Genomic DNA, 13,084 nt, shown 5'->3' with positions numbered 1-13,084 from the left:
CGGGCCGGCGCCGGCTCAGAAGCTGGCGCGCAGGCCGAGGCGAACGGTGCGCGGTTCCAGCGGGTGGACCAGGCGGCCGTCGATGCCGCCGCCGCAGGTGCCACCGAGCGTTTCGCCGCGCGTGCAGGCGCCACCCCAGTATTCGATGTCGTTGGCCTTGCGGTCGAACAGGTTGAGCACGTCCAGCGTCAGCTGTAACTTGGGGCTGACCCGGTAGCCGGCTTTCAGATTGGCCATCCATAAGGCCGTCGATTTCTGCTGGGCGGTTTCTTCCAGCGCGTAGGCTCCGAGGTAGCGCAGGCGCAGGCCGCCGAACCACGGGCCGCCGTGGTCGGCCGTGAGGCCGAGCGAGGCGGTCAGCGGGATGGCGTTCGGTACGTGGCGCCCGCCGTTGTCCGGGTTGGCGTCCCGGAAGCGGGCCTGCGACCAGGCGAGGTCGGCATCGACGATCCAGCCGTCGGCCGGCGTGATGTAGTTCGACCATTCAAGACCATGGCGGCGCGAGGCACCTTTCGGCTCGGTCACCCCTTCGTCGCCGATGAAGACCAGTTCCGAAGCCAGTTCCATCTGCCAGACCGCCAGGCTGCTGTTCCAGCCGCGCAGCGGCGCCACCCGCAGGCCGAGTTCGCTGCCCGGGCCTTGACGATCAGCGGCACGGCTTTGGCCGCCGAGCCGTCCTGCGGATTGGTGCGCGCCGTGGCGCCACGCGCATCGTTGCTATGGAAGCCATGGCCCCAGTTGGCGTAGAACTCGGTTTGGCCGAGCAATTGGAAGGGACCGAAGACGACACCGAGCTTGGGGCTGGTCTGCCCGGCGCTGGCCGAGCCGCCGTTGTCCAGGTTGAACTGGCCGGCCAGCGCGGTGGCCTGGGCGCGAATCTGGTCGCGGCGCAGGCCGAGGCTGGTACGCAGCCAGCCGGTCCATTGCGTGCGCGCCTCGAAGAGCGCGGCGATGGCGGTTTCCTCGATGCGGTCTTCGCGCACGATGCCGGTACGGCGACGGTTTTCGGTGGTGTACAGGCCGACCTTGCCGATCCGGTCGTGGCGCAGTTGCAGGCCGGCCGTGAGCTCGGTGTCCCGCCAGGCCGGGCCGAGAAGCCAGCTCTGGCTGGCCTGGCCGCCCCAGAGCGTGCGCTGGTCGGCCTGCTCATGCTGGTCGCCCTGCGCGCCGCTGATGAAGCCGGAAGGCGCCGAGAACAGGTTCAGGCCGTAGTCGATGACATAGAGGTTGGTCTTGCCGGCCCCGCCCTCGGTGGTTTTCGCCCAGTCGCCGGACAGGCTGTAGCGGTGGGTATGGCCGCCATCGTTAGCGGACAACGCGCCATAGCGGCCGATTTCGCCGTTGGTGATGGCGCGTTCCGGCACATGTTCGGTGGCCGTCCAGTCGGCCTGGTAGGCCATGCCGGTCAGCGCGAAGCCGTTGGCGGCGGTGCCCGAGGTCAGACGCAGTACACCGTTGAATTTTTCCAGATTCTCCGGCTGATCCCACGGACCGTCGTTGCCGGCCACCTCAAGGGCGCCGAGCAGGTTGAGGTCGCCCTGGCTATGGCCACCGGCGGCGAGTAGGCGGCGGTAGTGGTGCTGACCGAGGCCGATATCCACAAAGCTCTTGTCGAGCCAGCGTAGATAGTCGATGCGGGCGCTGCCGGTGGTCGCGAAATCGCCGTCCTCCGCCGCGTAGACACCCTTGCGGTACTTGATGCCGGCGACCAGCTCGGGAATCAAGAAATTGAGGTCCATGTAGCCCTGGCCATGGGCGTGACTGACCATGTTGACGGGCATCCCCATCAGGTGGGTCGAGAAGTCGCTGCCATGGTCGAGGTTGAAGCCGCGCAGGAAATACTGGTTGGCCTTGCCGTCGCCGGAATGCTGGGTGACGATCATGCCGGGCACGGTTTCGAGCACTTCGGCCGGGCGCAGCAGCGGGCGGTTGGCCAGTTGCTTGGCGGTGACAGTACCTTCGGTCGCCGAGTCGGCGACGCCGGTCAGGTCTTGGGCGCCACTGTTGACGGTGACTTCCTGGAGGGTCGGGATGCCGGCGGCCTGGGCGCTACCGGAGCTGGCAAGCACGGCGACGAGGGTGGCCGTGAGATATAAGGCGTGCTTCATGGCTGAAAAAATAATTACTGTGCCGGCTGGGCGGCCGGTTCGATCAGGACCAGTTTCCCGGTCTTCGGATCGCGAAACACCTCGCCGACCCGGTCGTAGCCGCTGCCGTTCTGCGTGATGCCGCTGGCCGGGCGTTCGATCTGCTGGCCTTTTTCGACCGGCTTCGGGGCTTTCAGGGCCTGCTGCGTGCCGGCCGCCAGCGCGGCGAGCAGGCCGCAGGCGAAGACCAGCATGACATCGACCAGGTTGACCAGGCTGGCGCGAGGGTCCTCGTCGCGGTCGTCGAAGCGGGCGTCGAGCTTCGAGTAGAGGCGCAGCCGTTTACGGGCTTGCAACTCGCTCATTCCATGTTCTCCAGCACTTCTTCGTACCAGCGGCGGCGCAGCTTGCCGATGACTAGGCCGGCGATACCGGCGACCAGGCCGAGCACGGTGGCGTCGAAGGCGACGGTGACGGCGCTGGCCAGTTGTGCCGGATCGCCCTTGCCGAGGGCGGCGAGACCGGGTCCGAGCGGGATGATGGTGGCCATCAGGCCGAGCATGGGCGGGATGCGGGCGAGCAGGTCGGCGCGCTCCAGCCGGTGGCGGGCGACGGCCTGGACTCGCGCCACGTCGCCGGCGGCCTGTAGCCGGGCGAGGCCGGAGAGGCGCTCGCCGACGGCGAGGCCGGCCTCGATCAGCGCGATAGCGCAGGCCAGCAGCAAGGCGGCGAGGGCCGGGGTGAGCAGCCAGGTGACGGCATCGTGCAGCCAGGCGAAAGAGTGCGGGTCGGTCATCAGGGACTCCTAGGGGTTACGCGGTCTGCCGGCCGCGCCACAGGCCGAGCGTGAACAGGGCGAGGCTGGCGGCCAACAGGCCGAGCAGGTTGAGGGTGCGGCCGACGAGATCGCTCGCCGGCGCTGGGGGTTCGGTCAGTTCGTAATAGCGCGGGGCGGCTTCGGGCGCCGGCGGGGCAGCGGCGGGTTCGCCGGTATTTGCCGGCGATTGGGCATTGGCCGTAGCGGTTGCCCGGACCGCTGGGGCTGCCGCAACGACTTCACCGCGCGCCTTGGCCAGCGTCACACCCAGGGCCAGGGCTTCGGCGGCGTCGAGCTGCGGGGCCAGCCATTGCCACATCGGGTGATTGGGAGCCGTGTGGCCGCTGCCGGGCAGGCCGTTCTTGGCGACCAGGCGGGCCAGTTCGCCGCCCATCTGCTTGATGGTGGCGGCGTCAGCTTTCCAGAAGCCCTTTTCGGCGGCGACCATGAAAATCGCCAGCATGTGCGCCTTGACGTGGGCGTTGTGGCCCTGGCCGAGGAAAGCGGGTAGGCCGAGCTTTTGCGAATCGTCGAAATAGACCGCCTTGACCTCGTCCCAGGCCCAGTTCTTGACCAGGTCGGGGCGAGTTACCTGCCAGCCCCAGAGGTTTTCGAGGAATTCGGTGCCCATCGTCCGCGCCCCGGCGTAGCCGTGGCCCATCAGCGGCTTCAGCCAGGCGGGGTTGAGGAAGCGGCCACGCAGTTCGCCGAGCAGCGCCGTGGTCAGCGGCTCGACATCGGCCCGGCCCGGTTCGGCATGCTGCAGGATCATGGCTTCCGGCGGCTGGCCGGTACGGCCTTCGATGGCTAGCGACAGGCCGCCCAGGTAGTCGAAGGCGTCGTTGTTGTCGAGCAGACCGTAGAGGTTGCTGGCCCGGCCGTGATAGGTGCGGGCGATACCGTCGAGCGCCGAGTCGAAGGCGGCGTGACTGGCTTCGCCGGATTCGTCGAGGCCGTAGGCGTGGCCCATGCGGTTGCGGTAGGCGCGGCCGATTTCGTCACGTTCGCGCCAGGCGCCGGAGCGCTCGGTCAGCCGATTGACGCCGGTGCCGTAGGCGCCCGGCGCATCGCCAAAAATGCGCTGGGCGGCGGCGCGCCCGGCCTCCTGGCGTGGCATGCCGGATTGTTCGAGGGCGGCGAGGCGGTTCTGCCATTCGCGGGCGACGCGGTTGTCGCCGACCGGCTCGCTGCCCCACTGGGCGGTCGATACCGGGCCAAGGGCGGCGGCCAGCGCCTCCTTGAGTTCCGGTCGCCGTTCGGCCAGGCCGGCGGCGGAGGCGGCCAGCGCCAGGCGGCCGGCGCGGTCGATCAGGTTGTTGAGGTTGGGGTAGAGATCGCGGAACAGGCCCGAGGTGGTGACGATCACGTCGCGCCGCACGGCGCCGGGCTTGAGGCGGACGTCGGTGACGATGCCGCGGGCGTTCCACACCGGCTCCGCGCCCATCATGGCCAGCGCGAAGGCGACCATGACGCCTTCGTCGCGCACGGCATCCGAGGCCCAGAGGATGACGCCTTCGGAGCCTTTATCCGATTTGCTCTCCCCCAAGGGGACTTCCTTCGGGGCGTGCGCCACCGATTTCGCGGCCAGCTTTTCGCCAAGTTGGTAGCCGACCCGGGTCGGCAGGATGTCGCCATCGACGGCGTGGAAATTGCGGCCGGTGGGCAGCGATTCCGGCGAGCGCAGCGGGTCGTTGCCCTTGCCCGGCGGGATGTAGCGGCCGTCCAGCCCGGCCAGCAGGCCAATCATTTCGAGGCGCGGCGAATCGGCGAGTTTGGCGGAAATGGCCGGATCGTCGATGCCGCCCTTCTTCATCGAATCGAGCATCAGGTCCAGCGCTTGCTGGCTCCAGTTGCGGCCGAAAATGTGCAGACCGTAGGGCATGAACTTTTCCTGCAGTTTGGTCAGGTAATGGCCGACTTCGTGCGCCAGCAGGTCGTCGTCGGCTGCCTCGAAACCGATGCCGCGCACCGCCAGCACGTCGGCCATCGAGGCTTCGAGCTCGGCCTTGAGGTTGAGGGCCACGACCTGCTCGCGCATGGTCCGCGCCGCCTGGGCCTTGAGCGATTCGCTGGAGGCCGCCTCGAAGCTCTCGACCACCTGGCGCAAGGCCAGCAGCTGGTCGTAGAGCGGCGTCGCGGCGAGCGGCGGGGTCAGGTGGTCGACCATCACGGCCAGGCCACGGCGCTTGGCCTGCGTGCCTTCGCCGACGCCATCGACAATGTAGGGGTAGATGCCGGGCAGATCGGCGGCGATCAGGCTCGGGTAGTCGTCGGCGGCCAGGCCGACGGCCTTGCCGGGCAGGAATTCGTAGGTCGAATGGCGACCGACATGGACCACAGCATCGGCCCGGAAGCGGTCGCGCAGCCAGTGGTAGAAGGCCAGGTACTGGTGCGGCGGCGTGACGCTGGTGTTGGCATGCAGCAGTTCCTCGTCGACTTCCCAGCCGCGCGGCGGCTGCGGGCCGATGAAGACGTTGCCGAAAGTCATGCCCGGCACCAGCAGCCGGCCGCCTTCGACCATCACCTTACCCGGCGCGGCGCCCCAGCCTTTGAGGCCTTCGATGCCGTAGCCGGTCAGCCGGCGGCTGAGCGGGGCCTGCGTGGCGCAACGGCGGGTGGGCCTATCGGCCAGGCAGGCGAGATAGCCTTCTTCCAAAGCCTTGAGGTCGCGGATCGCCGCCTGGCGTTTCGGATGGTCGGCGCCCTCGACCAGGTGATGCAGTTCCTTGAGCACGGCATCGACGCGTTTGCGGCCGACCGCCTTTTCGTTGGCCTGCTCGGCTTCCAGTACTTCGGCGAGCAGGCGGCCGAGCGGACCATCGGTCATTTCACCCTGCACCCGCGCCGGCAATGTCGCAAACCAGCGGGCGTAGTCGGCAGCCTTGACCCCGTCGACCGCAGCGCTCAATTCGCGCAGCGCGGCGCGGTCTTCCGGCAGATTGACGCCGTGCGCCATGATCCGGTCGAGCAGCGCTTCGGGCGAGGCCGGCAGCTCGCCGACCTCGTAGCCGGCCGCCTTCAGCGCCTGCAACATGTCGAACAGCGAAGCCGGCACGTCGAGATTGTCGGCACCGATGTTCTGCCGGCCCGGCGGGTGGTTGTAATAGATGACGGCGATCCGCTTGTCGCGGTTGGCCTTGGCGCGCAAGGTCAGCCAGCGGCCGATACGGGCTGCCAGACGGTCGACTTCGGCGGCCAGCGTGACCGGCGGCCGGCTCTCGATGCCGGTCATGCGGTCGGGCTGGGCCTTGCCGAGTGCCGAGACGACGATCGGCTGGCCGATGCCCTGCAACTCGGGCAGAGCGACGCGGTACTGCACCGAGTCGGCCGGCAGGCCGTCCGGCGACAGCCGCCATTGCGTCGCCAAACGCTCGCTCAGGCGGATGGCCTTGAACACCGGCACGTCGATTTTCTTGAAGGCTTCGGTCACCGCCTCGCGCCCTTCGGCGGCGCCGACGACGAAATCCTGCAGCACGACCAGCGCCGCCGGCCGGGCCGGGGCAATCAGTTCGGGCAGCCGTTCCAGCGCCTGGCGCGAGGCGCCGCCCCAGCGGCTCAGCACTTGCACACAGGGCAGGCCTTGCTGGTTGATGCGCTGACAGAGGGCGGCCGGGGCACTGCCATCCATGTTGGCAAGATCGAGGACGACCACGGTCGGCACCGCCGTCAGCCCGAGGCTGGCGGCCTGCCCCCAGGCCACCGCGTCGCTCAATTCCCGCTCACCGACGCGCAGGCGCAGCCGGGGCTCCGGTTTGGCCGCCGGCAGGCTCGTCCGTGGGTCGAGCAGATGGCCGAACAGCGCGGCCGTGTTTTCCGTCCCGCCGGCCTGCCAGAGGCGGCGCGCCGCCAGCCAGCGGCGGGCCGTCGGCAGCGCCTCGGCGGCGGCCAGGGCGGTGGCGGGCGGCTCCTCGGCGGCGAGCAGGCGCAGGGTTTCGGCCGGGAAATGATTAAGGTTGCCGCTCGCGTCGCGGCTCATCAGGTTCAGGCTGGCTTCGCCGTTCATCGCCAGGATGGACGTCTGCGCCTTGGCGTGCCGTGCCAGCACATCCTTCAGCCGGCGCGCCGGGTCGCCGAAAACCGAAACGGCGAGCACGCTGTCAGCCTGGCCGAGCCACTGGCCAAGTTGTCGGTCGCTGGCCGCCATCATCTGGGCCGGCGTGCGCAGCAGGATGCGGTCGTTCGGATGCCCGGCCAGATGGCGGTGCGCCGCTTCGATGGCGGTCGGTGCGGCGCGCTCGGTGACGACCCCGAACAGGGTCGCCGCCTGCGCCAGCAGCGGCATGGCAAGCGCCAGCAGGCCGACCAGGCGGCGCACGACTCCCATCCGGCTCATCGGGCAGGCTGGCTGAAGCCTTGAGCGCGATCCCAATCGACATAAAACAGGCGGCTCTGACTGGAGCTGAACGAGAACAGCCGCTCGCCGCCGGCCGCGACGACGCTTTCGCCACGCGAGAAATCGAGTTCCGGCTCACGCCCGGTACGGTTGTTGACGATCAGCGGCAGGCCGGTTTCGCGGCTGCGCCGCTCCCAGAGATCACCCGGCCCCATGGCGTCGACCGGCGGCCAGTTGGCCGGGGCGAGCAGGATGGCGGCGCCTTGCCGGCGATAGTCAGCGGCCGGTTCCGGCTTGTAAGTGTCGGCGCAGATCAGTAGGCCAACCGGAATGCCATCGACCATGAAGGGGGCGCCGCCGGCGCCGGGCGTGGACCAGCTTTCGGCGCCGCCATGTACCCGCTGCTTGCGGTAGGCGCCCTGGATCACGCCGGCACGGTCGATCACCGCGACGCTATTATGGAATTTGCCAGTCTTTCCATCGCGCTCGGCAAAGCCGACGAAGAGCGCCACCCGGTTGTCGCGGGCGACCGCCGCCAGCGAGCTCATCCAGGCATCGGGAAAGGGCTCGATCCAGCCGGTGCCGATGCGGCTCGCGAAGTTGTAGCCGGTTTCGGCCAGTTCCGGCGTCATGATCCAGTCGGCGCCCTGGCCGGCCGCCTCGGCGATGCCGGCCTCGATGCGGGCGCGGTTGCCGGCGACATCGCCGGGCACGGCATCGAGATGAAGCAGGGCGATGCGCAGGGCATCCAGGGCCTTGGCCGGCGCTTCCGGACCTGCCGCAAAACGCTTGGCTCCCGCTAGGAAAAAGCCGTTCTGCTTGCCGAGCGCTTCGAGCACCGCTTCGTAGCTGGCCTTGCCGATCAGTTCGCCGATCCGGCTGTGGCCGCCGGTATAACTAGCCTGTGGCCCCATGGTGCCGGAGACGACGATGATGCTGTCGGTACCGGTGCCCGTCGCCTGCACGTCTGGTGTGTAGGTGCTCGGGACTTTCAAATCCTGCAAGGCAGCCGTCTTGCCTTCGGTCACGGTAATCAAGGCGCGCGCCAGCGCGGCGTCGGTCAGCCGGATATTGGTCAGCACTATGATGTTGATCGTGCCGGCCGGCAGTTCGTCCTCGATATAGCGCCCTTCGTCCACGCCGGTGCGGATGGCATTGGTCTTGGCACCGGCTGTCGCCAGCACGGTGACGGTCAGCGGGCCGTAGCTCTTGGTGACGATCGCCAGGTTGTCCATGTCGGCCGCCGTGGACATCCGGGCGACCGCCGACTTGTCCAGATGCAATAGCTTGGCCATGTTTTCGTGGACATGTGCGGCATAAGCCTTGCCGCCCCGGCCATCCTGGCCCATGAAGCGCATGCCGACCTTTTGCCAGAGCAGCGGGTGGCCGGCATGGTTCAGCGCCGCCCGCGCGTCGAGCAAGCCACCGGAGGTCGACAGCGTCCGCCGCGCTTCGGGAAAACTGACCAGCAGCACTTTTTCCCAGTACCCGTCGCGCTCGCTGCGGACGATCTGCGCCTCGGCCCGAATATTGGCCGGGATACTGGACAGGACATCGGCTTCCGCCGCCCAGGCGGCAGCCGAAAGGAGCAGCAGGCAGGCGAAACGGCAGAGGATCGTCATCGGTCCGGGCTCAGAACTCGAGGCCGGGCATGGCCTTGACGCCGCTCTGGAAGGCGTGCTTCTCCATTCCGATGTCGCTGACCGTGTCGGCAACGTCGCGCAGGGACTGCGGTGCGGCGCGGCCGGTGATGATGACGTGCTGCATGTGCGGACGTGCCAGCAGCTTGGCGATGACTTCGTCGAGTTCCAGCCAGCCGTACTTGAAGGCATAGGTCATTTCGTCGAGCACGACGAGTCCGATTTCCGGGTTGACCAGGTGTTCGCAGGCGACACTCCAGGCGTGCTGTGCCGCCCGGGCGTCGCGCTCCTTGTCCTGGGTTTCCCAGGTAAAGCCTTCGCCGCCAACGTGCCAGGCGACATTCGGCTGCTGCCGGAAAAAGGCTTCTTCGCCGGTGTCCGAACGCCCCTTGACGAACTGCACGACGCCGACCTTGAGGCCGTGACCGAGGGCGCGGGCGACGACGCCGAAGGCGGCCGAGGACTTGCCTTTGCCGTTGCCGGTATTGATCACCAGCACGCCGCGCTCTTCCTGCGCCCCGGCGATCTTGCCGTCGATGACGGCCTTCTTTTTCTGCATGCGTTGTTCGTGGGAAATCATATTTACTCCGGAATGAAGCAGCGATGGCCGCGATCTTCGATCTGCCGCAGGCCATAGCCGTAGAGTTCGGACAGCTTGGCAGCCGTCAAAATGCTGTCGACCGGGCCGCTTTCGGTGCAACCGTCGCCGTACAGCAGCAGGGCACGGTCGCAGAAGCGGTGGGCCAGAGCCGGGTCGTGCAGGACCATGACGACGCCGGCGCCCCCCTCGCGCGCGGTGCCGGCAAACAGGTCGAGCACCGCCATTTGATGATTGAGGTCGAGGTGGGACAGCGGTTCGTCGAGCAGGTAGAGCGGCGCCGCCTGGGTCAGCAGCGTGGCGATCGCCAGGCGCTGGCGTTCGCCGCCGGAGAGCGTGTGGATCTGCCGCGCCTCCATGCCCTGCAAGCCGACGGCCTGCAAGGCGGCGCGCGCCAGTTCGCCGTCGCGCGTGCTTTCCCAGTCCCAGCGCCCGAGGTGCGGGTGGCGGCCGGTGATTGCGGTTTCGAGCACCGTCGAGCCAAAGGGATCGGCCTGGAACTGCCCCAGCCAGGCCGGCGCAAGGCCGCCTGGCGCGGATGCAGCAGGGCGCAATCCTCGCCGTCGAGCAGCACGGCGCCGCCCGCCGCCGGACGCAAACCGGCCAGCGTCGACAACAACGTCGATTTGCCAGCGCCGTTGCGACCGAGGATGGCCAGCCGTTCGCCGGCGGTGACGGCCACGTCAAGGCGGTCGACGACGCAACGCCCGCCGACTTCGACGACCAGTTGCCGGGCTTCGAGCAAGGGCCGGCTCATTTCGGCTGCCTGGATAACAGGAAGAGGAAAACCGGGACACCGATCAGCGCCGTCAGCACGCCGACCGGCAACTGCTGCGGCGCGATGATGGTGCGGGCCAGCGTATCGGCCAGCACGAGCAGCGAACCACCGGCCAGCACCGAGGCCGGCAATAGCAGGCGCTGGTCGTTGCCGGTGGTCAACCGCACCAGGTGCGGCACGACGAGGCCGACGAAGCCGATCGAGCCGGCCGTCGTCACCGAGGCGGCGGTGGCCAGCGAAGCAAGCAGATAGATCGCGTAGCGCAGCCGGTTGACCGCCACGCCCAGGGCCTGCGCCTGCATCAGGCCGCGCGCCAGCAAGTTCAGTTCGCGGGCGAAGGGCATGGCAAAAATCAGGGCGACGCCCAATGCGGCGACGGGCGGCCACCACTGGCCGCTCTGGCCGAGGTCGCCCATCAGCCAGAACAACATGCCACGCAGCTTGTGCTCCGGCGCGATGGCCAGCATCAGCGCGACCAGCGCGCCGCAGCCGGCGGCGACGATGACACCGGTGAGCAGCAGGCGGGTCTGCGTCCAGCTGCCGTCACCATGCGCCAGCCCGAACACCAGCAACATGGCGCCGAGTGCGCCAAGGAAAGCCAGCCCGTCGATACCGATCACCGGCAGGCTGAGTAAAATACCGAACATCGCCCCCACGCCGGCGCCACCGGAAATACCCAGCACATAGGGATCGGCCAGCGGATTACGGAGCAGGACCTGCATCAGCGCTCCGGCCAGTGCCAGCAGCCCGCCGCAGGCAAAGCCGGCTAGCGCCCGCGGCAGGCGCAGTTGCAGCACGACATCGCCGGCGCCACCCTCATGGCCGAGCAAGGCGGCCAGTACATCGGCCGGCGCCACCTTGTAGCTACCCACCGTCAGCGCCAGCCCGAAACTGGCCGCAGCCAGCAGGCCGAGGCTGAGCAGAATCAGGAAAGCGCGGCGGCGGGTCGGCATGGCGGCTTACTTCGGGCTGTAGCGGACGCCGACGAAGGCGTTGGTGCCGGGGGTGGCGAAGTCGGCGACGACTTCGTAGTTGCGGTCAAACAGGTTGTTGATCCGGGCGAAGACCGACCAGTTCTGGCCAAAATTGTAGGCACCGTAGAGATTGGTCAGCGAGTAACCATGCAGTTTCAGCAAATTTTTATCGTCGCTGAAACGGCGGTCGCTAGCAAACTGTTCAACGCGCCACTCCCAGGCCCCAATCTGCTGGCCAATCGAAACCGTTCCATAATTGCTGGCCCGTCGTGGCAGTTGGCGACTGGTATCGGTATCGCGTGGGTCGAGATAGTTATAGTTGGCAAGCAGGTCGAAACCGGCAAACTGCCCCTCGTAGGCTAGCGTTGCACCCTCGATGCGGGCATTGCTGACATTCGCCGGCGTGATCGTAGCTCCGGTACTCGGCCAGACGATCAGGTTCTCGACGCTATTCAAGAACCACGTCAAGGAGACGTGATGCAAGCCGGACTCGTAATGCACAGAGGCCTCGCGATTGCGTGATGACTCCGGTAGCAGGTCAGGGTTGCCGATAAACTTGCCAGACTTCGGAAAATACAGATCGTTGAACGACGGTGCCTTGAAAGCCGTGCCGTAGCCTACATTGGCCCGCCAGTTCGAATTCAGGCGGTAGCCATAGGCTACGGAACCGGTGGCCTTGTCACCGAACTGCGAATTGTTGTCGTAACGCAGGTTGGCCTGCAGGCGATGCGCCAGATAACTGCCGTTCCAGCCGACCAGCGCCGAATCGACGGTGCGCTCGGTGACGCGAAAATTGCCGGTGCCGGTAACCGACTGGTCCAGACGCTCGATGCCGAGCAGAAAATTGCCGACCGCGGTCCGGATGTCGTTCTGCCAGGCGTATTGTTCCTGGTCAGTGCGGAACAAGGAGTTCTGCACGCCGTTGGTGGTGTTCTTCGAATCGTCGGTGCTATGGCCGGCGCGCAGCGTGCTGGTCCAGTTGCTGGTGAAGGCATTCTTCAGATAGGTGGAGAAATTGCTGACCGCCAGCAGGTTGCGGTAGTCCTTGGCGGCCGCTGTCTTGGTCGTACCGCTGTCGTACTGGCTTTCGCCGTCGCTGTAGAAGAAGCTGGCGCCGACCTCGTGGCCCTTGGCCAGGGTATAGCCCAGGCTGCCGCTCAGGCTCTGGTTCTCGAAGCCGTCGCGATCCTTGTTGTAGGCACTGTTTGCGGGATTCTTGATGCTGTTGAAGCCGTCGGTCCGATAGCTCGAGGCATTCAGCGAATAACGCCAGTCGGCCTGACTGCCCGAAAAACCGGCAGTGAGCGTCGAAGTGTTGTAGGAACCGATGCCGGCTTCGGCATTGACCTGGAACGGACCCTTGCCGGTGCGCGTGAAAATCTGGATCACGCCGCCGATCGCATCGCTGCCGTACAACGAGGAGGCCGGACCGCGCAGGATTTCGATGCGTTCGATCTGGCTGGCCGGAATGCGCGACCACGAGGACATCTGCCCCAGCGAGGCCGAACCGACGCGCATGCCATCGACCAGAACCAGCGTATGGCCGCTACTCGTGCCGCGCATGAAGACGCTGCCGGTCGCCCCATTGCTGCCCTGCGAGTAGAACTCGATGCCGGGCTGGCGCGACAGGATTTCGCCCAGCGTGGAATTGCCGGCCTGCTTCAGTTCTTCGCTTTCGACGACGGTGACGTCGGAGAGCAATTCCGAGCTGCGCATCTCCTGGCGGGTGGCAGTGACCATCACCGGGTCGAGACTGGCGACCAGCAGCGGGGTGTCGGCTTGCGACGGGGTTGCGAAAACGAGTGGCAGCAGCGCGGCCAGCGGCTTGAAACGTGGATACATGGATCTTCCTTTCCC

General features: G+C 67.3%; 10 protein-coding genes and 1 pseudogene. All 11 read right to left on the bottom strand.

What is annotated here, in order from left to right; genetic code table 11:
• Positions 1-15: 15 nt before the first annotated feature.
• The gene (locus NQE15_RS05025) at positions 16-567 is read right to left on the bottom strand and encodes a TonB-dependent receptor domain-containing protein (RefSeq protein ID WP_265947117.1); all 552 of its coding nucleotides are present in this window, start codon (positions 565-567) and stop codon (positions 16-18) included.
• Positions 522-2,108, bottom strand: coding sequence for a TonB-dependent receptor (locus NQE15_RS05020; protein ID WP_265947115.1), 1,587 nt, complete (start codon positions 2,106-2,108; stop codon positions 522-524). Before NQE15_RS05020 ends, NQE15_RS05025 begins: the two co-directional genes overlap by 46 nt.
• Positions 2,109-2,122: 14 nt before the next feature.
• A complete protein-coding gene (locus NQE15_RS05015) occupies positions 2,123-2,452 on the bottom strand; it encodes a DUF2149 domain-containing protein (protein WP_265947113.1) in 330 nt (109 codons plus the stop codon).
• Positions 2,449-2,883 (bottom strand): MotA/TolQ/ExbB proton channel family protein, encoded by a 435-nt coding sequence (locus NQE15_RS05010; protein ID WP_265947111.1) that lies wholly within the window; start codon positions 2,881-2,883, stop codon positions 2,449-2,451. Before NQE15_RS05010 ends, NQE15_RS05015 begins: the two co-directional genes overlap by 4 nt.
• 16 nt (positions 2,884-2,899) lie before the next feature.
• Entirely contained in the window at positions 2,900-7,237 is a 4,338-nt protein-coding gene (locus tag NQE15_RS05005; RefSeq protein WP_265947109.1) for a cobaltochelatase subunit CobN, read from the bottom strand.
• A complete protein-coding gene (locus NQE15_RS05000) occupies positions 7,234-8,859 on the bottom strand; it encodes an adenosylcobinamide amidohydrolase (protein WP_265947107.1) in 1,626 nt (541 codons plus the stop codon). Before NQE15_RS05000 ends, NQE15_RS05005 begins: the two co-directional genes overlap by 4 nt.
• Positions 8,860-8,869: 10 nt before the next feature.
• Positions 8,870-9,457: a cob(I)yrinic acid a,c-diamide adenosyltransferase gene (cobO, locus tag NQE15_RS04995; RefSeq protein ID WP_265947105.1), complete on the bottom strand. Its 588-nt coding sequence runs from the start codon at positions 9,455-9,457 to the stop codon at positions 8,870-8,872.
• Between the two features lie 2 nt (positions 9,458-9,459).
• Positions 9,460-10,029, bottom strand: coding sequence for an ABC transporter ATP-binding protein (locus NQE15_RS04990; protein ID WP_323054950.1), 570 nt, complete (start codon positions 10,027-10,029; stop codon positions 9,460-9,462).
• Between the two features lie 50 nt (positions 10,030-10,079).
• Positions 10,080-10,232, bottom strand: a pseudogene (locus tag NQE15_RS23795) (ATP-binding cassette domain-containing protein); the annotation flags it as partial.
• Complete coding sequence (locus tag NQE15_RS04985; protein ID WP_265947103.1) at positions 10,229-11,206, bottom strand: FecCD family ABC transporter permease; 978 nt, start codon at positions 11,204-11,206, stop codon at positions 10,229-10,231. The gene NQE15_RS04985 and the pseudogene NQE15_RS23795, both read right to left, overlap by 4 nt.
• 6 nt (positions 11,207-11,212) lie before the next feature.
• Positions 11,213-13,069 carry a TonB-dependent receptor domain-containing protein gene (locus tag NQE15_RS04980; RefSeq protein WP_265947101.1) on the bottom strand — a complete coding sequence of 619 codons (1,857 nt, stop codon included), beginning with the start codon at positions 13,067-13,069 and terminating at the stop codon, positions 11,213-11,215.
• Between the last annotated feature and the right edge of the window lie 15 nt (positions 13,070-13,084).

The organism is Dechloromonas sp. A34 (genome assembly GCF_026261605.1).
Taxonomy (GTDB): Bacteria; Pseudomonadota; Gammaproteobacteria; order Burkholderiales; family Rhodocyclaceae; genus Azonexus.
Note: the sequence above shows the minus strand (reverse complement) of the source record. Positions and strands in the feature narration are given on the sequence as shown.